The sequence below is a fragment of the Nisaea sp. genome, from assembly GCF_034670185.1.
Lineage (GTDB): Bacteria > Pseudomonadota > Alphaproteobacteria > Thalassobaculales > Thalassobaculaceae > Nisaea.
In genome coordinates, this window is record NZ_JAXMNY010000001.1 from 480982 (window position 1) to 503062 (window position 22081).

The following is a 22081-nucleotide window of genomic DNA, read 5'->3' on the forward strand; positions in this document are numbered from 1 at the left end:
GGTCGAGGATGCTGAAAGCGATACGGCTCTATGTCAGATATGTCGAGAAGGTGAACCGGGCTATCGGCCGGTGCGCGATGTATCTGATCTTCGCGATGCTGGGCGTGTTGCTCTATTCGTCCTTCTCGAAGACCGTGTTTCTGCCGGCGCATTGGACTCTTGAGACGGCCCAGTTCCTGATGGTGGCCTACTACCTGCTGGGCGGGAGCTATTCCATGCAGCTCGGCGATCATGTGCGCATGGATCTGCTCTATACGAGTTGGAAGCCACGCACCCGGTCCCTGGTCGACTCGATTACCGTGCTGTTCCTGATTTTCTATCTCTGCCTGCTGCTCTATGGCGGCTACTCCTCGACATCCTACGCAATCCAGTATGGCGAGCAGAGCTATTCCGCCTGGGCGCCTTATATGGCGCCGGTCAAAGTCGTCATGACCTTTGGCGTCTTCATGATGCTGTTGCAGGCGCTGGCGACACTCTTCAAGGACATTGCCGCTGCACGCGGGGAGGAGCTCTGATGAGCTATGAGCTGATCGCCCTCCTGATGTTCTCTTCGATGATGCTGCTGCTCCTGACGGGGCAGCGGGTCTTCGGGGCCATCGGTTTCGTCGCTTCCGCCGCCGCTCTCCTGATGTGGGGCGACGGGGGCTCGGAAATGGCCTTCAGCGCGGCCATGAAACTAATGAAATGGTATCCGCTGCTGACCCTGCCGCTGTTCGTCTATATGGGCTACATGCTGTCGGAATCGCGGATTGCCGACGATCTCTACCGCATGTTCCATGTCTGGATGGGGCCGCTCAACGGCGGTCTCGCTATCGGCACCATTCTGCTGATGGTCGCGGTCTCCGCCATGAATGGTCTCAGCGTCGCTGGCATGGCGATCGGGGCCAGCATTGCACTGCCCGAATTGCTTCGGCGAGGTTACGACAAGATCATGGTGACGGGGGTGATTCAGGCCGGCAGTTCGCTCGGCATTCTGGTGCCGCCAAGTGTCGTGCTCGTGCTCTACGGCATGATCGCCCGTCAGCCGGTCAGTCAGCTCTGGCTCGCCGGCGCTCTCCCGGGCCTGATGATGGCCGGCATGTTCATCGCCTATATCGTCATCCGCTGCTGGATCCAGCCGGATCTCGGCCCGTCCCTCAGCAAGGAGGAGCGCGAGGAGATCAGCTGGGCGGAGAAATTCCGGCTGCTGCAGGCAGGCATCCTGCCGCTGTTTATCTTCTTCTCCATGACCGGCCTGTTCCTGATGGGTGTGACATCCCTGGTCGAGAGCGCGGCTGTCGGTGCCACTGCTGCCACCCTTGCGGCCTTGGTGAAGCGCCGTCTGACCGCGCATGTCATGGAAGAAACCCTGCGCAAGACGCTTGGTATCAGCTGCATGTTCATGTGGATTATCCTGGCCGCGCTCTGCTTCGGCTCGGTGTTCGACGGTCTGGGCGCTGTGAAAGCCATCGAAGGCTTCTTTATCGGCAAGCTCGGACTCAGCCCGTGGGAAGTCCTGATCCTGATGCAGCTTTCCTTCATCCTGATGGGCATGTTTCTCGACGACACCGCGATGCTGGTCATCGTCGCGCCGCTCTATGTGCCGCTGGTGAAGCTGCTGGGTTTCGATCTGGTCTGGTACGGCGTGCTCTACACGATCACCTGCCAGATCGCCTATATGACGCCGCCTTTCGGCTACAATCTCTTCCTGATGCGCGCCATGGCGCCGCCGGAGGTCACGCTGTCGGACATCTACCGGTCCATCGGCCCCTTTGTGCTGGTCATGACATTGGCGCTCATTCTGGTCATGATCTTCCCTGAGATCGCGCTTTGGTTGCCGAAGACCTTCTATGGTCGTTAGCAGCCGGATGGCGATGCAAAATAAAATATAGCGGGGAAGGAAGGCGCGACGCGCCACAACAGGGAGATGCGACGGTTGGTTTCAGCGGTCGCATCGGGGCAACAGGTTCGATTGAACCACCATCGAAGAGGGAGATTGGTGAGATGAAGAACAGACGTGATTTTCTGAAGACGGCTGCCGTCGCGACGGCGGGGGCCGGCGCCACGACACTGAGCGCACCTTATGTTCAGGCTGCTACCAACAAGAAGATCAAGTGGCGCCTGCAGACCTATGCAGGCCCGGCCCTTGCCGAGCATGTGATCAAGCCGTCCATCGACGCTTTCAACAAGGTCGCCAACGGCGAGATGGAAATCGAGCTTTACTTCGCCGACCAGCTGGTCCCGACGGGCGAGCTTTTCCGTGCCATGCAGCGCGGTACCATCGACGCGGTGCAGAGCGATGACGATTCCATCGCGGCTCCGGTCGATATCTCGGTGTTCGGGGGTTATTTCCCGTTCGCCACCCGCTACAGCCTCGACGTGCCGGTGCTGTTCGAGCAGTACGGCCTGAAGGAGATCTGGGAAGAAGCCTATGGCGAGGTCGACGGTGTGACCTGGCTCAGCGCCGGCGCCTGGGATCCTTGCCACTTCAACACGGTCGATCCGATCAACAAGCTGGACGATCTGAAGGGCAAGCGGATCTTCACCTTCCCGACCGCTGGCAAGTTCCTGTCCCGCTTCGGCGTGGTGCCGGTCACCCTGCCGTGGGAAGACATCGAGGTCGCGGTGCAGACCGGCGAGCTCGACGGTATTGCCTGGTCCGGCATCACCGAGGATTACACCGTCGGCTGGGCGGATGTGACCAACTACTTCCTGACCAACAACATCTCAGGCGCCTGGTGCGGTTCCTATTTCGCCAATTCCGAACGCTGGGACGAGCTGCCAGAGCATCTGAAGACGCTGTTCCGTCTTTGCATGGACAGCTCGCACTATTACCGCCAGCACTGGTATTGGGGCGGCGAAGCCAAGCTGCGTGTCCATGGCACCAAGCTGAAGCTGACCTCTATCGACGACGCCGAGTGGAAGACCGTCGAGAACGAGGCCGAGAAGTTCTGGGAGGAAATTGCCGACCGGACGCCGCGCACCAGGAAGGTCGTCGAGATCTTCAAACAATATGCGGCGGATATGAAGAAGGCGGGCAAGCCGTACCGCTATAGCTAAGACCTGACTCCCTTTTCGGGAGTTACGAATACCGGCCGCCTGATGCCCTGGAAAGGGAAGACGGCGGCCGGATCTCGTCCCGGGCCTTCGGGTCCGGACGCTGATACATGACACTCAACGGGGGCAGCCCCGAACACAGGAATGATGGGTTATCGGCATGGCAGGCAAACTCACCCTTGAGGAGCTGCGCGCGGCGGTCGCGAGCGGCGAAATCGACACAGTGCTCGCGGCGCAGATCGACATGCAGGGCCGGCTGATGGGCAAACGCTTCCATGCCGAGTTCTTCTGCGAAAGCGCCTACGACGAGACCCACAGCTGCAATTATCTCCAGGCGACCGACATGGAGATGAACACGGTCGAGGGCTTCAAGGCGACGAGCTGGCAGGCGGGTTACGGCGACTACACGATGAAGCCGGACCTTTCCACGCTGCGCCGGATTCCCTGGCTGGAAGGCACGGCGCTGGTGCTCTGCGACATGCTCGACCATCACACCCACGAGGAAGTGCCGCATTCTCCGCGCGCGATCCTGAAGAAACAGGTGGCCCGGCTGGAAGCGATGGGCATGAAGGCCTTCATGGCGACCGAGCTGGAATTCTTCCTGTTCAAGCAGAGCTACGAGCAAGCGCACGCCCAAGGCTATCGCAATCTCGATGTTATCAGCCCCTATAACGAGGATTACCACATCTTCCAGACCACCAAGGAAGAGGGGGTGATGCGGGCTATCCGCAACGGTCTGAACGGCGCAGACATCCCGGTGGAAAATTCCAAGGGCGAGGCCGACGCGGGCCAGGAAGAGATCAATGTCCGCTACGCCGAGGCGCTGACCATGGCCGACCGGCATGTGCTGATCAAAAACGGCTGCAAGGAAATCGCCTGGGCCAAGGGACATGCGATCAGCTTCCTTGCGAAATGGCACTACGACTATGCGGGCAATTCCTCGCACGTGCACCAGTCGCTCTGGTCGCTCGACGGCACGCCGCTGTTCTTCGATCCGGATGCCAAATACGGCATGTCGGAGCTGATGCAGAGCTATGTCGCCGGGCTGCTGGCCCATGCCGGGGAGATCACCTGTTTCCTCGCCCCCTACATCAATTCCTACAAGCGCTTCGTTGCGGGCACCTTCGCGCCGACCAAGTCTGTCTGGTCCATGGATAACCGCACAGCCGGCTTCCGGGTCTGCGGCGACGGCACCAAGGCGGTGCGCGTCGAGTGCCGGATCGGCGGCGCCGACCTCAATCCCTATCTCGCCATGGCGGCTTTGCTCGCTGCGGGCATTGACGGGATCGAGAAGAAGATGGCACTGGAGCCGGAATTCAAGGGCGACGCCTATGGCGGAGCCAATATCCGCGAGATCCCGGCGACGCTGCGCGAAGCGACCATGGCGCTCGATGGATCGACAATGTTGCGGTCGGCCTTCGGTGACGAGGTAATCGACCATTATGTGCATGCTGCCCGGTGGGAGCAGATTGAATATGACCGCCGCGTCACTGACTGGGAAGTCAATCGCGGGTTTGAAAGGGCCTGACACTTCAATGACCAAGATGCTTCAGTGTATTTCGCCGATCGACGGCTCCGTCTTCGCGGAACGTCCGGTAATCGAGCCGGCGGCGGCGCGCGAGATCCTCGCGGCGGCGCGCGGTGCCCAGCGCGCATGGGCGGCACGGCCGCTTGCCGATCGGGTTGCGGTGGTTCGCGCCGGTGTTGCCAGGCTCGGTGAGATGCAGGCCGAGATGGTGCCGGAGCTGGCCCACATGATGGGCCGCCCGGTGCGCTATGGCGGCGAGTTCGGCGGCACCAACGAGCGCGCCTCCTACATGGCCGATATTGCCGAGACGGCGCTGGCACCGATCGTGGTGGAGAACTCCGACAAGTTCGAGCGTCGCATCATGCGGGAGCCACATGGTCTGGTCTTTGTCATCGCGCCCTGGAACTATCCCTACATGACGGCCATCAACACCGTCGCCCCGGCACTGATCGCCGGGAACGCGGTGGCGCTGAAGCACGCGACGCAGACCCTGCTGGTCGGTGAGCGGATGGTCCGTGCCTTCGAGGAGGCGGGACTGCCGAAGGGCCTGTTCATCAATCTCTTCCTTGATCACGGTACGACCGAAGCTCTGATTGGCACTCGCGAGTTCGATTTCATCAACTTCACCGGCTCCGTCGGTGGCGGCCGTGCCATCGAACGGGCGGCGGCGGGAACTTTCACCGGGCTTGGTCTTGAGCTTGGTGGCAAGGATCCGGGCTATGTGATGGAAGACGCCGATCTCGATGCAGCTGTCGATACGCTGATCGACGGCGCCATGTTCAATTCCGGCCAGTGCTGTTGCGGCATCGAGCGGATCTATGTGCATGAGAGCCTCTATGACGCTTTCATTGAGAAGGCCGTTGCCATCGTTTCCGGCTACAAGCTCGGCAACCCGATGGAAGAGGCAACGACACTCGGCCCGATGGCGCACAAACGCTTTGCCGCTCTGGTCCGTGAGCAAACCAAGGAGGCCGTCGCCCTCGGCGCGACACCGTTGATCGACCCGAAACAGTTCCCGGAAGATGACGGCGGCGCCTATCTGATGCCGCAGATCCTGACCGGGGTCTTCCACGAGATGCGGGTGATGCGGGAAGAGAGCTTCGGTCCGATCGTCGGCATCATGAAGGTCAAGGACGACGCGGAAGCGATCCGTCTGATGAACGACAGCGATTTTGGCCTGACCGCATCGCTCTGGACCAAGGACACCGAACGCGCGGCCATAATCGGCGCGCAACTTGAAACCGGGACCGTCTTCATGAACCGCGCCGACTATCTCGATCCCGGCCTGTGCTGGACCGGCTGCAAGGATACCGGCCGTGGCGGCGCGCTGTCCGTCATCGGCTTCCAGAACCTGACTCGTCCGAAATCATACCATCTGAAGAAAGCCTGAGTGCCATGAGCATCAAAGCCAACTGGAGCTACCCGACCGCGATCCGCTTCGGTGCCGGACGTATTGCCGAAATCGGTGAGGCCTGTGCCGCCGCCGGCATCAAGCGCCCGCTTCTGGTGACGGACAAGGGGCTGGCCAGCCTGCCTATCACCACCAAGACGCTCGATCTGATGGAAGCCGCCGGGCTCGGCCGCGCCATGTTCTCGGCGGTCGATCCGAACCCGAACGAGAAAAATCTCGAAGCCGGTATCACGGTTTTCAAGGCAGGCAATCATGACGGCGTCATCGCCTTCGGCGGCGGCTCCGGCCTTGACCTTGGCAAGATGGTTGCCTTCATGGCGGACCAGAAAGGCTCGGTCTGGGATTACGAGGATATCGGCGACTGGTGGACCCGCGCCGACGCCGACGCGATCTATCCGAACGTCGCCGTGCCGACCACGGCGGGCACGGGCTCCGAAGTTGGCCGCGCCAGCGTGCTGACCAATTCGGAAACCCACGTGAAGAAGATCATCTTCCATCCGAAGGTGCTGCCGAGTGTGGTGATCTGCGATCCGGAGCTGACCGTCGGCATGCCGAAGCCGATCACGGCGGGCACGGGCATGGACGCTTTCGCCCATTGCCTCGAGGCCTTCTGCAGCCCGCACTACCACCCGATGAGCCAGGGCATCGCGCTCGAGGGCATGCGGCTGGTGAAGGAGTATCTGCCGCGTGCCTATGCGGACGGCTCCGATCTTGAAGCCCGCGCCCACATGATGAGCGCGGCCGCCATGGGCGCCACGGCTTTCCAGAAGGGCCTCGGAGCCATCCACGCGCTGTCCCACCCGCTGGGCGCTGTCTACAACACGCACCACGGCACCACCAACGCTGTGGTCATGCCCCCGGTGCTGCGCTTCAACCGTCCGGCCATCGAGGACCGGCTGACCCAGGCATCGGCCTATCTTGGTATCTCCAGGGGCTTCGACGGCTTCTTCGATTATGTGCTGAAGCTGCGCGAGGACCTGGCGATCCCCGACAAGATGTCCGCCCTCGGCGTCGGCACCGACCGGATCGACGAACTGGCAGCCATGGCCATCGAAGACCCGAGCTGCGGCGGCAACCCGGTGGAACTGACGGTCAAGAACCTGACGGAGCTGTTCAAGCAGTCGATCTGACGGGGTGAACGAATAAAGAATAGGGAAGGGGCGGGCTTTCGGGCTCGCCTTTTTCTTTGAGTCAATAATCCTCGGTCAGAACCGTCAGCGGTACGGCAAGTGCCTTGGCAAGCGCCTTGATCGTGCTGAGCGTTCCCTCGCGGGCGCCGCGTTCGATTTCGGAAAGATAGCTCTGGGAAATACCGGCGGCCTCGGCCAGGTCCTTCTGGGTCAAGGAGCGGAACTCGCGCAGCACCCGGACGGGGCTTTCACGCGCTTCCAGCCGATCCCAGACAGCTTCCGGCAAGGCGATATCCTCGCCGTGTTCGATGGCGGCTAGGCTCTCGGCGACAATCCGGCCTGCGACGTCATCGTCGTCAAGATCTGCCATCCCGGCGACGAGTTCGTCATACTCAGCCCGTGGGATCACAACCAGTTCTTCTCCGCTCGGGGTGAAGATGCTTTGCACGCGGGGAATATGGATATCCTCAGTCATAGATTTTTCGCCTGTGTCCGACAGCGTGAACCAGAACCTTTGTTTCGGTTTCCGTAAAGATCGCTCGGTAATTGCCGATCCTGATGCGAAAGCCGGGACTTCCTCTCAGCGATACGACATCACCTTCGCCAGTTTCGGCATAGCGTTGGATCTTCACAGTGATCCTGGCCGCTTCCGGAAGCGAGCGGAGTTGCTTATGCGCCGCCTTTGTAAATCGAAGGTCTTTCATGAAAAATATCGCGAAAAGTGATTGTCGGCAACGAGAATCGCTATTCGAGATATGAACGGTTTTGAGGCGTTATTGTGGGGGCGGCCGGAAAATCACTTCCGGTGATGTAATATCCGCCCGATGAAGTTCAGCAACAACTGCGCCGCCAGTGTCGTGGTGCTACCGGAATGATCGTAATCCGGTGCAACCTCCACCAGATCTACGCCGACCACAGTTCCGCGCCTGGTCAGCCCGTCCAGCAATTCCAACCCTTCGTAATAGGTGAAGCCGCCATGGCTGGGCGTGCCGGTGCCGGGGGCGATGGAGGGATCGAAGCCGTCGATATCGATGGTGACGTAATAGCGTTTTCCAGCCGGGATACGTTCCAGTACGCCCTCGACGCCGAGTTTGCGGAACTGTCGGACGGAGAGGATGTCGGAGCCCATGGAGCGAGCATCTTCATATCCCTCGCGCGCGGTTGAGGAGACGTTGCGGATGCCGATCTGGCTGAGGCCGGTGACGTAGGGCTTCTCCGCCGCCCGGCGCATCGGGTTGCCGTGGCCGTTCCGCACGCCGTGCCGCTCGTCGACGAAATCGAGATGGGCGTCGATCTGTACCAGATGCACCGGCTCCTCTTCGGAGAAGGCGTTTATGCAGGGGATGTTCACCGAGTGATCGCCTCCCAGCACCACCGGGATCGCCCCGGCTGCCAGGATCTTGCGCACACCGAATTCGATGTTGGCGTGGCTCTGCTCCGTGTCCGTATGGATGATATCCGCATCGCCCAGATCGACGATCCGCGTGGTTTCTGCTGGCAGGTAGGTAATGTCGTCCTCATGATCGTAAGCGCCGCCATGTCCGAAGGAGAAGAGGGTGGAAGCCTCCCGGATGCCGCGCGGGCCAAAGCGGGCGCCGGGACGGAACTGGGTGCCGAAATCGAACGGCGCACCGAGCACCGCGACATCCGCCTCGACGGCGTCCCAATCCGGCTGATAGGGATATTTGCCGAAGGTTGCGATGCCGACGAAAGGCAGGTTGAGGCGGCCCGTTTCGTATCCGTGCGATGACATGAGATTATCCCGGTGGGTTGGAGGCAATAAGACGTCACGGTATTGCAGGCTATTCTGCCGGGCGGCGCAATGGTTAGTCGGGCGTCTTGGTGTGTCGTGCACCGTTCCCGAGTGTAGAAAGCGACGTTCGTTTTGAAATCTGCGTTCTCAGGCGCTCATTTCCGGGTGAGGCCAACCCGGCTTCATGATCGATACGGCCCGCGGGGTTTCGGTGACGGTTTATTGATCGTTTATAAATAGTTGAGCGGACGGGATGCGACACATCTTCGCCCCGTCCGCTTTTCAATTGCCAAGTACGGGTAAAAAAGTCACATTCAGAATGACTTGACCAACAATTGGATGCTCTGGTGGCGGTACGAACGCTGATACTGCTGGTTTGTTTCCTTGTTTCGGCATGTGCCAACTTGCCGTTCGAAACCAGCGCGCGCGCCAAACCGGAACCTGCTTCTTCGCCTGAGCCTCGCTACTGTTACAAAACTCTTGGGAAAGTTAATTGCTACACTCAGCCCCTTGATGGTTCGGAAGCGAACCGTCTTGTAGGATATGAGGGGCCGGCGCCGCGTCCGAACGCGGGAACCGGGCCCCTTTCGCCTTAACGGCGTTCGCAATCCCAGATTTGACGGAAAATTCCTTGAAACGGGTACTCCCGCCTCTCCTCGCAGCATGCGCGTTCCTCAGTCTGTGTTCCGCACCGTTATTGGCCGCGGACAGCAAGCGCCAGACCTATGGCGAAGCCATGGACTGGTATCGCGCGCAGGCGGAAGCGGGCGACGCCAAGGCGCAGTTCTATTATGGGCTGGCGCTGGAGCGCGGCGCGCAGGGCAGCAAGCGCGATGCGGACAAGGCTCAGGCAGTCGAGCTCTACAAGAAGGCCGCCGAGGGCGGTTATGCGCTCGCCCAGTACCGTCTCGGCGTGCTCTACCAGATCGGCCAGGGTGTTGAGCGATCGCTCGCAGAGGCGCGGAAATGGTTTGCTGCCGCTGCCGCAGCAGGGCTTCGTGAAGCTGAATTCAATTATGCGGTGATGCTGGAAACCGGGTCAGGCGGGAAGCGCGATCCGAAAGAGGCGGCCCGGCTCTATGAGATTTCCGTGAGTAAGGGCGTTCGGCAAGCCTTCCTGCCGCTCGGCATTCTCTACGCCCGGGGCGACGGGGTGGAGCAGGATCTCGTAGAGGCCCTGAAATGGCTCATTCTTGCGGAGCGTGCGGATGCCGATAGTATTGCCCCGGCCATGCACGCCGTCCGGGGCGCGCTAGACGATACTGGCCAGGCAGAAGCCCTGAAGCGTGCCGAATCCTGGCGTATGACGCTGCCCGAGTAAAAAATCGCCCGACTTCGGTTGGACTCGCCCGCAGGTCCCATTACCCTGAAGCTCGACCCATGCAGTTCGAGGATCGATCCCGATGATGAAATTCATTGCTGCCGCCATAGCCACGCTCACTCTGGGGTGGCAGCCAGCTTTTGCCGCGGAGGAATCTCCTCCGGACAGGCTGAGTGTCCTCGATATGGTCCGTGGTACAGGAGCGACAGCGATCGAGAACGCGTCGGTGACGGTGCATTATACGGGGTGGCTGTTGGACGGGACCAAGTTCGATTCCAGTCACGATCGTAATCAACCCCTTACTTTCACCCTCGGCGCCGGTCGCGTGATCCAGGGGTGGGATCTGGGCGTTGTCGGTATGAAGGTCGGCGGCAAACGTGAGCTGGTCATTCCTTCCAAGCTTGCTTATGGCGCACGCGGGGCAGGCGGTGTGATCCCGCCGAACGCACCCTTGAGGTTTGAGGTGGAACTGATCTCGGTCTCGGCACCGAAGTTCAAGGCGATCGGAAACGATGAACTGAAGAGTCTGATGAAGAGGGGGGTGACCGTGCTCGATATCCGGCGCCCCGAAGAATGGGCGGAGACGGGAACGATCAAGGGCGTGGAACGGCTGACGGCGTTTGACCGGAACGGACAGTTTGTTCCGGGATTCCCGGATGCGCTCGGCAGGCTGATCGACAAGGACGCGGAGGTCGTGCTGATCTGCCGCACCGGCCGGCGTTCTCTTGCGCTGGCACGCGCCATGGCCGATCAGGCCGGTTACACGAAGGTCTACAATCACGCGTCTGGCATGAGTAATTGGATAGAAGCCGGTAATCCGGTGGAAAAGTAAGCAGCGATGAATGCGATCACGGAGATCAAGGCGCCACGCTATGCGCCCTATGCCAGCGGTAAGTTTCAGATGGCCATGGGGCTGGTCGGACTCGACCTGAAAGACTGGTTCGATGTGGATCAGAATCGCGCGGTGGAGCTGCAAGAGAAAGAGCGGTTGCTCGGCAGCCAGCACGATGCGGTGTTCGGAGATTTGCCAGGCAGCGAAGCCGCCCAGCGGGAAGTTTTGATGCTCCTGCTGGACAATCTGGAGCGCTGTCATCCCGGCCTGATTACCTTCGATGAGGGCACGGTCCGGGTGGCGGAGACCGGTAAGTCCTACAGTCTCTCCGACTTTGCCGATCACGCCCTCGACCTTGCCGGCCGGTTGGTTCAGGAAGACCTTTGCCTAATGACGCCGGGCGAGGAGGGCTATGTATTGCACGCCGCCTCACTCTGTTTTCCGGCGCGCTGGGTACTGGGCGAGAAACTGGGCCGGCCGATGATGGGCATTCATGAAGATGTTTCCGGCTATGCCGAAAAGTTGCGCAAGCCGGTCGACCGGTTCTTTACCCATCTGAAGGCGGACAAGCCGGTGGTGCGGCTCAACTGGTCCGTCATCAACGACCCGGCCTTGTTTCAGACCAGCGGCAAGTTCCGGAATGATCATCAGGTTGAGATCACGGCGGAGAATGCGGGAGAGCGCCTCTGGCTCCGGGTTGAGCGGCAGACCCTGCGACGGTTGCCGGAATCCGGCGATATCCTGTTCACTATCCGGACCTTCGTCGATCCGCTCTCCTCGCTTGAGGCACGGCCCGATCTTGCCATGGGCCTGCGCGGCGCCGTCGCGGACATGCCGGAGGGTATGCAGCGCTACAAGAGCCTGCTGCCGTTCCGCGAGGCGCTGGACGGATACCTTGGAAATCTGATGGAACGGGCTGCCTGACCGGATGGATACCGAAACCCTGCTTGCCGAGTTGCGCAAGCCGGAGACGCTGACACTCCTTGGCCGCGCGCTGGAGCCGCATCTGAAGGACGGTGCCCGGACGCTGGTCTACCCGATGCCTTATGCGGACGCGATCGGCCACCTGGCGCCGGAGCCGCACTATCTCGCCTCGCTCTATGGCCCGGAATACGACCGGATCGTGCTGCTGACACCGCCCCGCGCCGTACCGACGATAAAGCGCCCGCTCTACGATCTGCTGGCACGGGATTTCGGTATGGCGGAAACCCAGCATGCGCCCTTGCTGCTGCTGCGGGATCTCGACCGGGGGATCGTTCGGATGGGGCCGTTCGATCTCTGTCTTATGCATACCCACAAGTTCTACCGCGCCTATACGCAACACCGCGCGGCGCGGAAGCCCCTGGTGCATCTCAAGCTTGGTGACGAGATGCGTGCGGCGGGGGAACGCTGGCTCGCGAGCATCGGACTGGAGCCGGGCAGCCCCTACGTTACCCTGCATATGCGGGAGGAAGGTTACGCGCATGATGCCGGCAGCGCGCCCTACGGGAAACTGCGCACGGTCGACCCTGTCAACTTCCGGCCTGCAGTCGATTGGCTTGTCGAGGCCGGTTACACGGTTTTCCGACTGGGTGGGGCGAACTCCGAGCCGTTCACCCATCCCTCCGGGAATGTGATTGATCTGGCCCATGATCTGCGCTCCGAGGATTTTCTCGACATATATCTGATGGCCACTTGCAGCTTCTCGCTGAACTGCCAGTCCGGCCCGGAAGCCCTGGCCCGCGCGTTCGGCCGTCCGAGCGTAAACACCAACCTCCTGCCGACGGTGATGAGCCATCATCTCGACAGCGATATTTTTCTTTTCAAGCCGCTCTATCGTGGCGACAGCACCGCGCCGCTGTCGTACGCGGAGCAACTGGATTTCATGCTGCCCAACAGGCTGATCTCAGGGCCGCTGCCGGACCAGGACTGGTATTCGGAACATGGCTTCCGGGCCGAGGATTGTTCCCCGGATGATGTGCTGGCGGCGGTGCAGGAAATGCATGTACGGCTTGACGGAGAGCCAGTACCGGACGACGTGGCCAATGCGCGGTTCGTTGCGATGAGCAAAAGCTACGAAGACCAGATCCGGGATAATGAAATCGCCCGTTTCCAGGGTAACGACGTCTATGCCTATTCCCATAGCATGGGCACGCTTTCGGCAAATTGGGCCGGGCTCAATCCGTGGTTTCTTGCGTGACGGAACCGTCCGGAGCCGGTTAGGCTCGTGCCATGATCGACCATGTCTCCATCGCCGCTTCCGATCTCGAACGCAGTGCAGTCTTCTATGACGCGGTGCTGGCGCCACTCGGCTTTACCCGCCTCGCCGAGCGGGAGCGCACCATCGGTTTCGGCAAGAAGTACCCGGAGTTCTGGCTCAATCTGCGCCTGGATATGGAAGCCGTTCTAGAGGGAACCGGCATCCATATCTGCCTGCGTGCCAGCTCCCGGGACGCTGTGGACGCTTTCCACGCGGCAGCGCTAACGCAAGGCGGTCGCGACGACGGCGCGCCAGCGGACAGGCAGGCTCAGATGACCACCTATTATGGCGCCTTCATCCGTGACCCGGACGGCAACAAGATCGAGGCGGTGACCTTTCCGCGCTAGACAGCTTCCCGCAGGAGCGACATCGAGAGGCATCGTGGTCCGCCGCCGGCCTGGGTAAACATCGACAGATCCGGGTCGAGCACGGTGATGCCTTCGGCGCGCAGGGCATCATTGACCCGCTTTGCGCTCTTCGATGAAATCACCCGGTCATTGCCGAGGGACATGCAGTTGCACTGGAGCAGCATCGCTTCCTTGTAGGTCACCGGCACCGGCTTGATGCCGTGCCCGGCCAGCCATTCGACGAAATCATCCGGCAGCACCTCAAGGCACATCAGGGCGAGGCGGTCGTTCACGGTGGCGTAGAGCAGGTCGAGATGCAGGAAATGCTCGGCGAATTTCTGGATGCGGCATTCCCAGCCCTCGGCCTCGAGCCAGGTCTGCAGCTGTTTCGCTGCCGGCTCGCAGGTGCGCTGGCCGGTATAGCCGATGACCGCGACGCCCGGCTTGATCAGGTGGATATCGCCGCCTTCGATCGGTCCAGCTGTCGCCCAGTTCCAGACCGGGATGCCGAGCTTCTCGTAGAACCGGTATGTGGTGGCGATTTCGCCCCGGCGCTGCTGGCGGTACATCTGGCCGAGGAACACGCCCCAAGGCGTCATCACCGACGGGTCACGGGTATAGATCTGGTAACTCAAAGTCGGGTCGGTCTCGGCGAAATGGCAGGTGACGCCAGCGCCTTCATAGGCATCGATGAATTCCTGGTAGCCGGCAAGTGCCGTTGCCTTGTCGAACGGAACGCCGTCGCGCAGGGTCGCCCGGACCACGGCATTGGCGGTGGTGTCTTCCTTGGCCACGTCGGACCACTGGAAGTTATCGGGGCGGCAGAGATAGACGTCCTTGAGGACGCCGAACTCGGAAGCAACGGCAAAGGCGTTCGAGCCAGAAGTCATCTGAATATCCGGAAAGAAGGTCGCGAAAGGAGAAGGCAGCTTAGCCCTCCGCTTCCGCCGCCAGCAAGTCGCGAAGCTCCGTCTTCAGGATTTTGCCGTAATTGTTCTTCGTCAGGGCCGTGACCAGCCGGTACTCCTTCGGTCGCTTGAAGCGGGCGATATTGTCGAGGCAAAGCTTGTCCAGCTCGGTCGTGTCGATCTCCCGGTCCGGCTGCGGCACGACAAAGGCCACCACTTCCTCGCCCCAGTCCGCATGCGGGCGGCCGACGACCGCGCATTCATAGACATCCGGATGACGCAGCAGCACTTCCTCGATTTCGCGCGGATAGATATTGGTGCCGCCTGAGATGATCATGTCCTTGGAGCGGTCTTTCAGGGTGACATAGCCGTCCGAGTCCATGGCGCCGAGATCGCCGGTCCAGAGCCAGCCGTCCCGCAGGGTGCTGGCCGTCGCGTCCGGGTTCAGCCAGTAGCCGGCCATGAGAATGTCGCCCCGGCAGATGATCTCGCCGGTCTCGCCATAGGGGACATCCTTGCCGTCCGCATCCACCACCCTGACCTCGACGCCGGTGCGGGCATAGCCAGCGGAAGCGAGGCGGGCGAGATAGCGCGGGTGATCCTTGTCGAGATAGGCGGATTTCGGCAGGCCGGTGATGGTCATCGGCGCTTCGCCGAGGCCATAGATCTGCGTCAGCTTCGGGCCAAGAATCTCCAGCGCCTTCAGCGTATCCTCCAGGTACATCGGCCCGCCGCCATAGACGACGGTCTTAAGGTTCGCGAGGTCGGCGGTGGGCGTGCCCGGATGGTTCAGCAGGCGGCTGACCATGGTCGGCGCGAAGAAGAAGCTGACGCCGGGCCAGTGCCGGATCAGCTCCAGGCATTCCTCGACATCGTAGCCGCCACTCTGCGGCACCACGTTGTTCGCGCCGCGCGCCACATGCGGCATCGCGTAGAGGCCGGAGCCGTGGCTCATCGGCGCCGCGTGGATCATGCAGTCCAACTCGCTGATCTGGTCTACGTCGGCAAGATAGTTCGTGGTGGCGAACATCAGGCTGCGATGGGTGATCATCGCGCCTTTCGGCCGACCGGTGGTGCCGGAGGTGTAGAACAGCCAGCATAGCGCGTCCGGGTCGACAATCGCCGCCGGCATCGGCGGCCCTGCGAACAGGTCCTCGAAATCAGGATCATCGATGGAGATCAGGTGTTCGAGGTCGGGAGCCTCCGCCTTTGCGTCGGCAAGAGTGCCTGCGAGATCGGGGGAGGCGAAACAGGCCTTGGCGCCGCTGTTATAGAGGATGAAGGCGAATTCCTTCGGGTGCAGCTTGGCATTTATCGGCACAGCGGCGAGCCCGGCATGCCAGACGGCATAGAGGATTTCCAGATAGAGCGGATCGTTCTTCATTGCCAGCGCGACCCGGTCGCCCGGCATCAGGTCGAGCTCGCCCCGCAGGGCCGCGGCAAGCCGGGCCACCCGGTCTCCCAGCTCGGCGTAGGTCCGGCAGACCCGCTGCCCGTAGGAAATCGCCGGCCGATCACCATGGATTCGCGCGACCTGCGCCAGTAAAGCTGCCTGATTCATCCTGTTCCTCCCCGCCGATCTAGCGTCGGCCGCGGGAAATCTAGCAGCAGGTCCCGTCGGCTGACCAGTGCGCCGCGCGTTATCACCACTAAAATTAGGCTCAAACTGGCACAGCAATTGCTGAGACTGAATTATGAGTTCGGGAGTGAGTGAAGCGTATGGCCAGCGGCCAAAAGCAGGAGGAAATGATGCGTTACATTCCGAAACATGCAGACGATTACGGTTTAAGCACCAGCGACGATGCTTTCGATGGAGCCTTCCTGTTCAACGATGGCAGTGAGATGGTCGAGGTCATGGGCGGCGACTGGTCGTTGACCGACGACGACGAGCTGATTGAGCTGGATCTGGTAAACGTCAACTGAGCCCGAATTACTTGGCCCCGGCGGTCAGGATGCGTCCGTAATAGCGCAGAACGTTTTCGATCTCGGAACGCCAGAGGCGCCAGGTGTGATTGCCGTCTGTCATCCGGAACTCGACCGGGATGTCGGCCTGCTTGAGCGCCAGATAAAGCGCCGTATTTCCTTCATAGAGACGAAAACCGTCATCGTCTCCGACCGTGATCCAGATCGCCGGACGTTCGCTGACCGCTTTCAGTGACGGGATATCCGAAAAGAAATTCTGTCGGTTAAATACGGCAATATCGAATGGCTCCCCGAACGTCCCCTTGAAAAACCCGATCTGTTGACGGGAAACGTCCTCTGCGCTTTTCAGGTCAGGAAAGATTGCAGCACTCAGGCCGGCCGTCATTGTGAAGTGGGACGGATGCCGGAATGCCAGCCTGAAAGCCCCATATCCTCCCATCGAGAGGCCGGCAATGCCTCGCCGTGACCGGTCGCCGCCAATTCCGTGGATCCGTTCGGTTTCCGGTATGAGGTCCTTCAGCAGGGCATCTTCATAATGACCGTGCTTTTCCGAATTCACATACCAGCTGTTCGCACCATCCGGCATGACGATGGCCATGGGCGGGATGGCGTTCTGCCGGATCAGGCGCGTTGCCGTTTGTTCAATGTGACCGAGGGTCTGCCAGTCGCGTTCATGGCCGCCGAGTCCGTGCAGCAGATAGAGGACAGGCAGGGAGTCGCCTCGTTTTTCAGGCAGGAACAGTGAGTATTTCATTGCCCTGTTGAGCGCCGGGCTCTCGACAGAGAGGCTTTCCCTGAGCTCGGCGCCAGCGCTCGCTGCCGTCAGAAGAAAGACAGCAAGCGCGACGGTTGGCCGAATGAGATAGCGCCTGGTCGTCATTCTGCCGGGGAGAGGACCGGGCTTGCCGGGCTGCTTCGTTCCGACGACGCGGCGGCGCGGGTCTCGATGGCCGCGCGCCACCATTCCTTTTTGATCGCCGTGACCAGATAGGCGAACAGCACCACGATGGCGAGACCGCTGAGGTTCACCAGCGCCCAGGTCGCCTGACTGCGGCCGAGCTGGTCCAGCACCATGCCGCCGAGCTGAGCCAGCCACATGTTCAGCAGGAAGACCGGCAGTGCCTGCTGACCGACCGTGCGGATCGGGTGGAAGGCTTTGTGCAGCAGCAGATGTTCGCGGCCGCGCACCAGGTTGACCACGATATAGGCCAGCGCCAGGAAGTGGATGAAGCGGAGGATGCCGTAATCGGTCTTGGCTCGCCACGGCAAGGTCAGCTCGCGCCAGTCGGCGAGGAACGGCAGGCTGTCCTGATAGCCGACGAAGAACCACCAGTGGGAAACCGGCGCGGCGGCCACGACAAAGATCGTGCAGGCTGCCATCAGGGTGCGGTTGAAGGGCGGCGGGGTGAGCCAGCCGCGCGAGATGGCGAAGCCGGTGAAGAACACGAGTTGCCAGCCGAACGGATTGAAGAACCATTCGATGTGCGCGTGATCCGGATGGGCCGGCAGGCCGCCGTCATGGATCCAGTTCAGGCAGTAGACGCTGATGGAGAACAGAATGGCCAGCCGTGGATCGAGCCGTGCCAGCGCCATGAAGACCGGGATCATCAGCAGCGCGCCCATATACATCGGCATGATGTCGAAATAGTTCGGCACATAGGTCAGTGTCAGCAGGCCGAGCAGGGCTTTAGGCGTCTCGTTGAAGAAGAAATGCAGGTTCAGGCGACCGATATAGTCCGGCTCGGCGAAGGTCGCATTTCCGGCCAGCATGAGACCGGCGATCAGCAGGAAGATCAGAATGTGAGCAGTGTAAAGCTGCCATATCCGGTAAAGTACGCGGCCGGTTCCGTGCCAGAACCCGGCCTTGATGAAGGTGCCGCCAAAAGCGATGGCAGCGGCGAACCCGGAGCAGAAGACGAACATCTCGGCCGCATCGGAAAAGCCGAACCGCGCCGGAATGAAGTTCGACCAGTGATTCTGTGGGACGTGGGCCACGAAGATGATCAGCATCGCGACTCCTCGAAAGAAATCGAGCCGCGGATCGCGTTGCCGCCGTGTCTTGGTCGGTTGTGTTGTCATTGTCTCCACCCACCGGCAGCGAAAGCCGCATACCGTTACCATCGTGCCACGACGCTAATAAGAGGTGGAATGCCGCGGAACTCCAGTCAATTTGGTATCGCGGTTTTGTGAAGCTTGTTTTGCTGACGTGGAGCTTCTTCCGGACCATTTATCAGGAATGTTGCGGCGGGCAAAAGAACGATGTTCTCTCTCCCGCGATCATAAAAAAGACAATGTCCTGCTCCATTAGAGCAGGGAGGTAATGCGCGGGCAGCGGCACGGCCGTCGTTGATGTCGCGTTGAGTGGCAGCAGGCCGTTGGGGCTAGGGGCTATGGATACAGGACACCGCATGGGGGCAGGTCTTTCGGTCACCAGTCGCAGCGTGACCGCGCGGCGTATCTTATTTTTTGGTCTGGTTTCGAGCACTATTCTCGCTCTGGTATCAGCGCTCACTTATGTGTTCGCGGCAGACGGCCTGCGCGGCATCGAAATCGCAATGATTGTCGTCTTCGCCCTGAATACGCCGTGGATGGTGATCGGCTTCTGGAATGCGGTGATCGGTTTCTCCCTGCTGCATTTCAAGCGCGACTGGCTCCGCTCTGTGACCGGTCTTTCTGGTTTGAAGGACGAGACGTCCGCGATCAGCAGCCGGACGGCGATCGTCATGCCGGTCCATAACGAAAGCCCCGATCTGGTCGTCGGCAATCTGAAAGCCATGACGGACAGTTTGGATGCGACGGGGCTGTCCGATACCTTCGATGTTTTCCTTTTGAGCGACACGACCGATCCGGACATCGCGTTGCGCGAACAAGGCCTGTTCGAGGCATGGCGCGACGGAAACGAGCGCCCGGATCGGCTTCATTACCGGCGCCGGACGGACAACAGTCGTCAGAAGGTCGGCAATATCGAGGATTTCTGCACGCGCTGGGGCGATGGTTTCGACTTCATGATCGTCCTGGATGCGGACAGCGTGATGTCTGGCCCGGCGATCCTGCGCCTGGTTCGGCTTATGCAGCACAACCCCGCGCTCGGCATCCTGCAGACTTTGGTGACCGGTATGCCTGCCAGCAGTGCCTTCGCCCGCATGTTCCAGTTCGGCATGCGTCACGGAATGCGCTCCTACACGACAGGCAGCGCCTGGTGGCAGGGGCCGGACGGACCGTACTGGGGGCATAATGCCATCTTGCGGGTCCAGGCATTTCGGCGAAACTGCGCACTTCCCGCTCTGCCCGGAACGCGTCCGCTCGGCGGGGAGATCCTGAGCCACGACCAGGTCGAAGCGGTCTTCATGCGCCGTGGAGGCTACGAGGTCCGGGTGTTGCCGCTGGAAGATGGCAGCTATGAGGAAAACCCGACGACACTGCCGGATTTCCTGACCCGCGACCTGCGCTGGTGCCAGGGCAACATGCAATATCTCAAATTGTTCCGGCATCCCTCTCTGATCCGTGGCGTCCGGCCGATGGGACGGCTGCAATTGCTGCTTGCCATCATGATGTATACCGGCGCGCCGCTCTGGTTCGCCTTCATGGGGCTGGGGCTGGCGGATCTGTGCCTGTCGGCGGCCTCCAGCGGTGGGACCGCTCCCGCCGTGGCGGCGCCCGGTTTCGGACTGGCCCTGTTTGCGGCCGTCATGGGGATGACCTTTGCGCCAAAACTGTTCGGCATCCTCGATATCGCGCTGCGCCGGGCCGGACGCCTGTCTTATGGCGGTGGCCTGCGGGTTGCCGCCGGAACCTTGCTGGAGACAGTCTTCTCGCTGCTGCTGTCGCCGGTTGTGGCTTTGGCGCAGACCATCTTCGTATTCGGCCTGTTTTTCGGCAAGCGGATACGATGGGACGCGCAGGAACGGGACGACAGGCGGGTGACGTTGCGGGAAGCGCTGGGCGGTCTCTGGCTGCAGACGGCACTTGGAGCCACATTCCTTACGGTGCTTTCACTGGTCGCGCCGCATATCCTGCCGTGGGCCGCGCCCGTGATTGCCGGCCTGCTGGTGTCCGTGCCGTTCGCGGTCGTGACCTCGATGCCGACTCTTGGCCGTTTGTTCCGTCTGTGCGGACTGTGCGCTATTCCCGAGGAAAAACTGGTTCCGGAGGTGCTGCGGGAAGCCCAGGTTAGGGCGCCAGAGCCAGCACTCATCCGGCGCGCCGCGCCGACGGTCCGCCCACTGGCCGATCCGGAGCGTGCCTGACCGGATAGGTATGCCCGCTCTTTTGTTATCATCCGGGCTCGCATAGGGTTCGCTCGCGTTGATAGGGGAGCGGACGGCAATGACGGAACAGCAGGACCAGGCGGTCTGGCAGGTGGTAGCGACACGGGATGTTTACGACAATCCGTGGATCCGCGTTGTCGAGCATGATGTCATCGATCCGAACGGCAACCCGGGCCTCTACTGTGTCGTTCGGGTGAAGGGGTTGGCGGTCGGTATTCTGCCGGTGGATCACCAGGGCATGACTTGGCTCGTCGGCCAACAGCGTTTCCCGCGTGACTATTACAGTTGGGAGCTGCCGGAAGGCGGTGGCTCCTTCGAAGACCCGCAAGGTTCTGCTGAACGGGAACTGCTTGAGGAAACCGGCCTGAAAGCCGGAGGCTGGCAGGAAATCCTGCGCATGGACCTCTCGAACGCGATCACGGACGAGCAGGCAATCGGTTTCATCGCCTGGGACCTTGAAGAAGGGATGGCGCAACCTGAAGCATGTGAGCGGCTTGAGTTGCGGCGCCTGCCGGTGCGCGAGGCGGTCGAAATGGCCCTCAACGGCGAGATCGTGGATGCATTTGCCCAGACCATGTTGCTGAAAGCCGATGCGCTCGCCCGGCGCGGTATGTTACCGGCCGGGCTGGCACTGCATTTCACCGGATAACCCGGAAGAGTTCAGGTCTGCGCCCACATGCGCAGCAGGTTGAGCCGGCCCTTCTCGAGCATTAGAACGGCTTTTTTATCTACATTTGAGCCGGTGAGGATGGCTTGCGTTTCCGCAAGGTCGCTGATGACTTCCCGTTTCAGCGGGTCGGGCACCATGCTTTCCATCCAGGTGATGATGGCGAGGCGCCGCCCGGATGTCACCGGGGTTACATGGTGCAGATAATGTGTCGGGTAGAGCACCGCATCGCCGGGCTCCTCCTTGTAGACCTGATCGCCGAAATCGGTGCTCAGAACCAGCTCTCCGCCCTCATAGGCATCCGGCTTGTTCAGAAATATGGTAATCGAGAGATCCGTGCGCATGCCTGGATAGGGGCCCATCAGCGCCGCGTCGATATGCTCGCCATATTTGTTGCCGGTGGTGTAGGAGGCGAAGATCGGCGATAGGATGCGCCGGGGCAGGGCCTTGATGGCGACCGTCTCGTTGGCTTTCATCGCGCCCATCACCAGTTCCGCCATTTCGCGATACTGGGGGCTGTTCGGTGGTACTTGCGTGTTTTTCTTGATGTCCTTGCCGAGCGGTCCGCCGCTCGAGCTACCATCGATGAATTGCGCCGAAAACAGCTTCGCCGCGATGGTTTTCACCTGATCCTTGTTCAATAGCCCGCGTATGACCGCAACCATGGCCCCAATTTCCCTTCCCGCATGGTAATTGGCCAGCATGGTAACAGGACCGT

The 22081-nt window shown here is 61.1% G+C and carries 22 protein-coding genes; 14 read left to right on the forward strand and 8 right to left on the reverse strand.

The annotated features are described in order from the left end of the window. The first annotated feature begins 8 nt into the window (after nucleotides 1-8). From VOI22_RS02225 to VOI22_RS02250, 6 genes are all read left to right on the forward strand, one after another. The gene (locus VOI22_RS02225) at nucleotides 9-515 is read left to right on the forward strand and encodes a TRAP transporter small permease subunit (protein WP_323794964.1); all 507 of its coding nucleotides are present in this window, start codon (nucleotides 9-11) and stop codon (nucleotides 513-515) included. Further along, entirely contained in the window at nucleotides 515-1840 is a 1326-nt protein-coding gene (locus tag VOI22_RS02230) for a TRAP transporter large permease (protein ID WP_323794965.1), read from the forward strand. The genes VOI22_RS02225 and VOI22_RS02230 overlap by 1 nt, the downstream gene beginning before the upstream one ends. A 143-nt stretch (nucleotides 1841-1983) precedes the next feature. Further along, nucleotides 1984-3039 (forward strand): TRAP transporter substrate-binding protein, encoded by a 1056-nt coding sequence (locus tag VOI22_RS02235; RefSeq protein ID WP_323794966.1) that lies wholly within the window; start codon nucleotides 1984-1986, stop codon nucleotides 3037-3039. A gap of 157 nt (nucleotides 3040-3196) precedes the next feature. Next, on the forward strand, nucleotides 3197-4564 hold the full coding sequence (locus VOI22_RS02240) for a glutamine synthetase family protein (RefSeq protein WP_323794967.1): 1368 nt from the start codon (nucleotides 3197-3199) through the stop codon (nucleotides 4562-4564). Between the two features lie 7 nt (nucleotides 4565-4571). Further along, the gene (locus VOI22_RS02245; protein WP_323794968.1) at nucleotides 4572-5954 is read left to right on the forward strand and encodes an aldehyde dehydrogenase family protein; all 1383 of its coding nucleotides are present in this window, start codon (nucleotides 4572-4574) and stop codon (nucleotides 5952-5954) included. 5 nt (nucleotides 5955-5959) lie between these two features. Then, nucleotides 5960-7105 carry an iron-containing alcohol dehydrogenase gene (locus VOI22_RS02250; RefSeq protein ID WP_323794969.1) on the forward strand — a complete coding sequence of 382 codons (1146 nt, stop codon included), beginning with the start codon at nucleotides 5960-5962 and terminating at the stop codon, nucleotides 7103-7105. 61 nt (nucleotides 7106-7166) lie between these two features. Here VOI22_RS02250 and VOI22_RS02255 read toward each other — a convergent pair whose 3' ends face one another. The 3 genes from VOI22_RS02255 to speB all read right to left on the reverse strand — a co-directional run bounded on the left by VOI22_RS02255 (nucleotide 7167) and on the right by speB (nucleotide 8858). Beyond that, nucleotides 7167-7580 carry a helix-turn-helix domain-containing protein gene (locus VOI22_RS02255; RefSeq protein ID WP_323794970.1) on the reverse strand — a complete coding sequence of 138 codons (414 nt, stop codon included), beginning with the start codon at nucleotides 7578-7580 and terminating at the stop codon, nucleotides 7167-7169. Continuing rightward, nucleotides 7573-7809 (reverse strand): type II toxin-antitoxin system RelE family toxin, encoded by a 237-nt coding sequence (locus VOI22_RS21105; protein ID WP_416366061.1) that lies wholly within the window; start codon nucleotides 7807-7809, stop codon nucleotides 7573-7575. Before VOI22_RS21105 ends, VOI22_RS02255 begins: the two co-directional genes overlap by 8 nt. Before the next feature lie 92 nt (nucleotides 7810-7901). Then, nucleotides 7902-8858, reverse strand: coding sequence for an agmatinase (gene speB / locus VOI22_RS02265; protein ID WP_323794972.1), 957 nt, complete (start codon nucleotides 8856-8858; stop codon nucleotides 7902-7904). Between the two features lie 631 nt (nucleotides 8859-9489). Here speB and VOI22_RS02270 point away from each other — a divergent pair. The 5 genes from VOI22_RS02270 to VOI22_RS02290 all read left to right on the forward strand — a co-directional run bounded on the left by VOI22_RS02270 (nucleotide 9490) and on the right by VOI22_RS02290 (nucleotide 13597). Then, complete coding sequence (locus VOI22_RS02270; protein WP_323794973.1) at nucleotides 9490-10179, forward strand: tetratricopeptide repeat protein; 690 nt, start codon at nucleotides 9490-9492, stop codon at nucleotides 10177-10179. 82 nt (nucleotides 10180-10261) lie between these two features. Continuing rightward, nucleotides 10262-11011, forward strand: coding sequence for an FKBP-type peptidyl-prolyl cis-trans isomerase (locus VOI22_RS02275; protein WP_323794974.1), 750 nt, complete (start codon nucleotides 10262-10264; stop codon nucleotides 11009-11011). Nucleotides 11012-11017: 6 nt separating this feature from the next. Then, nucleotides 11018-11935, forward strand: a complete 918-nt coding sequence (locus VOI22_RS02280; RefSeq protein ID WP_323794975.1) for a DUF3445 domain-containing protein — start codon at nucleotides 11018-11020, stop codon at nucleotides 11933-11935. 4 nt (nucleotides 11936-11939) lie between these two features. Further along, nucleotides 11940-13190, forward strand: a complete 1251-nt coding sequence (locus VOI22_RS02285; protein WP_323794976.1) for a TIGR04372 family glycosyltransferase — start codon at nucleotides 11940-11942, stop codon at nucleotides 13188-13190. Between the two features lie 32 nt (nucleotides 13191-13222). Beyond that, complete coding sequence (locus tag VOI22_RS02290; protein ID WP_323794977.1) at nucleotides 13223-13597, forward strand: VOC family protein; 375 nt, start codon at nucleotides 13223-13225, stop codon at nucleotides 13595-13597. Here VOI22_RS02290 and VOI22_RS02295 read toward each other — a convergent pair. Together VOI22_RS02295 and VOI22_RS02300 are read right to left on the reverse strand one after the other, a co-directional pair. Beyond that, nucleotides 13594-14487, reverse strand: coding sequence for a dimethylarginine dimethylaminohydrolase family protein (locus tag VOI22_RS02295; RefSeq protein WP_323794978.1), 894 nt, complete (start codon nucleotides 14485-14487; stop codon nucleotides 13594-13596). The genes VOI22_RS02290 and VOI22_RS02295 overlap by 4 nt on opposite strands. A 40-nt stretch (nucleotides 14488-14527) precedes the next feature. Beyond that, nucleotides 14528-16066: a long-chain fatty acid--CoA ligase gene (locus VOI22_RS02300; RefSeq protein ID WP_323794979.1), complete on the reverse strand. Its 1539-nt coding sequence runs from the start codon at nucleotides 16064-16066 to the stop codon at nucleotides 14528-14530. A 158-nt stretch (nucleotides 16067-16224) separates the two neighbouring features. Between VOI22_RS02300 and VOI22_RS02305 the strand changes: the two genes are divergently transcribed. Next, nucleotides 16225-16428: a hypothetical protein gene (locus tag VOI22_RS02305; RefSeq protein ID WP_323794980.1), complete on the forward strand. Its 204-nt coding sequence runs from the start codon at nucleotides 16225-16227 to the stop codon at nucleotides 16426-16428. A gap of 7 nt (nucleotides 16429-16435) precedes the next feature. On the opposite strand, the gene VOI22_RS02310 is transcribed toward VOI22_RS02305, so the two are convergent. Next, complete coding sequence (locus VOI22_RS02310; protein ID WP_323794981.1) at nucleotides 16436-17308, reverse strand: alpha/beta hydrolase family protein; 873 nt, start codon at nucleotides 17306-17308, stop codon at nucleotides 16436-16438. Beyond that, a complete protein-coding gene (locus VOI22_RS02315) occupies nucleotides 17305-18507 on the reverse strand; it encodes an OpgC domain-containing protein (RefSeq protein WP_323794982.1) in 1203 nt (400 codons plus the stop codon). The genes VOI22_RS02310 and VOI22_RS02315 overlap by 4 nt, the downstream gene beginning before the upstream one ends. A gap of 311 nt (nucleotides 18508-18818) precedes the next feature. Between VOI22_RS02315 and mdoH the strand changes: the two genes are divergently transcribed. Both mdoH and VOI22_RS02325 read left to right on the forward strand, forming a co-directional pair. Next, a complete protein-coding gene (gene mdoH, locus VOI22_RS02320; RefSeq protein WP_323794983.1) occupies nucleotides 18819-20675 on the forward strand; it encodes a glucans biosynthesis glucosyltransferase MdoH in 1857 nt (618 codons plus the stop codon). Between the two features lie 79 nt (nucleotides 20676-20754). Then, nucleotides 20755-21345, forward strand: a complete 591-nt coding sequence (locus tag VOI22_RS02325) for an NUDIX hydrolase (protein WP_323794984.1) — start codon at nucleotides 20755-20757, stop codon at nucleotides 21343-21345. Nucleotides 21346-21356: 11 nt separating this feature from the next. On the opposite strand, the gene VOI22_RS02330 is transcribed toward VOI22_RS02325, so the two are convergent. Continuing rightward, entirely contained in the window at nucleotides 21357-22028 is a 672-nt protein-coding gene (locus VOI22_RS02330; RefSeq protein WP_323794985.1) for a Fe2+-dependent dioxygenase, read from the reverse strand. Between the last annotated feature and the right edge of the window lie 53 nt (nucleotides 22029-22081).

Excerpts from the sequence above, each read along its gene's own strand:
- VOI22_RS02225 (WP_323794964.1), top strand. The coding sequence starts at position 9 with ATGCTGAAAGCGATACGGCTCTATGTCAGATATGTCGAGAAGGTGAAC.
- VOI22_RS02230 (WP_323794965.1), top strand. The coding sequence starts at position 515 with ATGAGCTATGAGCTGATCGCCCTCCTGATGTTCTCTTCGATGATGCTG.
- VOI22_RS02235 (WP_323794966.1), top strand. The coding sequence starts at position 1,984 with ATGAAGAACAGACGTGATTTTCTGAAGACGGCTGCCGTCGCGACGGCG.
- VOI22_RS02240 (WP_323794967.1), top strand. The coding sequence starts at position 3,197 with ATGGCAGGCAAACTCACCCTTGAGGAGCTGCGCGCGGCGGTCGCGAGC.
- VOI22_RS02245 (WP_323794968.1), top strand. The coding sequence starts at position 4,572 with ATGACCAAGATGCTTCAGTGTATTTCGCCGATCGACGGCTCCGTCTTC.
- VOI22_RS02250 (WP_323794969.1), top strand. The coding sequence starts at position 5,960 with ATGAGCATCAAAGCCAACTGGAGCTACCCGACCGCGATCCGCTTCGGT.
- VOI22_RS02255 (WP_323794970.1), bottom strand. The coding sequence starts at position 7,580 with ATGACTGAGGATATCCATATTCCCCGCGTGCAAAGCATCTTCACCCCG.
- VOI22_RS21105 (WP_416366061.1), bottom strand. The coding sequence starts at position 7,809 with ATGAAAGACCTTCGATTTACAAAGGCGGCGCATAAGCAACTCCGCTCG.
- speB (WP_323794972.1), bottom strand. The coding sequence starts at position 8,858 with ATGTCATCGCACGGATACGAAACGGGCCGCCTCAACCTGCCTTTCGTC.
- VOI22_RS02275 (WP_323794974.1), top strand. The coding sequence starts at position 10,262 with ATGATGAAATTCATTGCTGCCGCCATAGCCACGCTCACTCTGGGGTGG.
- VOI22_RS02280 (WP_323794975.1), top strand. The coding sequence starts at position 11,018 with ATGAATGCGATCACGGAGATCAAGGCGCCACGCTATGCGCCCTATGCC.
- VOI22_RS02285 (WP_323794976.1), top strand. The coding sequence starts at position 11,940 with ATGGATACCGAAACCCTGCTTGCCGAGTTGCGCAAGCCGGAGACGCTG.
- VOI22_RS02290 (WP_323794977.1), top strand. The coding sequence starts at position 13,223 with ATGATCGACCATGTCTCCATCGCCGCTTCCGATCTCGAACGCAGTGCA.
- VOI22_RS02295 (WP_323794978.1), bottom strand. The coding sequence starts at position 14,487 with ATGACTTCTGGCTCGAACGCCTTTGCCGTTGCTTCCGAGTTCGGCGTC.
- VOI22_RS02300 (WP_323794979.1), bottom strand. The coding sequence starts at position 16,066 with ATGAATCAGGCAGCTTTACTGGCGCAGGTCGCGCGAATCCATGGTGAT.
- VOI22_RS02305 (WP_323794980.1), top strand. The coding sequence starts at position 16,225 with ATGGCCAGCGGCCAAAAGCAGGAGGAAATGATGCGTTACATTCCGAAA.
- VOI22_RS02310 (WP_323794981.1), bottom strand. The coding sequence starts at position 17,308 with ATGACGACCAGGCGCTATCTCATTCGGCCAACCGTCGCGCTTGCTGTC.
- VOI22_RS02315 (WP_323794982.1), bottom strand. The coding sequence starts at position 18,507 with ATGACAACACAACCGACCAAGACACGGCGGCAACGCGATCCGCGGCTC.
- mdoH (WP_323794983.1), top strand. The coding sequence starts at position 18,819 with ATGGATACAGGACACCGCATGGGGGCAGGTCTTTCGGTCACCAGTCGC.
- VOI22_RS02325 (WP_323794984.1), top strand. The coding sequence starts at position 20,755 with ATGACGGAACAGCAGGACCAGGCGGTCTGGCAGGTGGTAGCGACACGG.
- VOI22_RS02330 (WP_323794985.1), bottom strand. The coding sequence starts at position 22,028 with ATGGTTGCGGTCATACGCGGGCTATTGAACAAGGATCAGGTGAAAACC.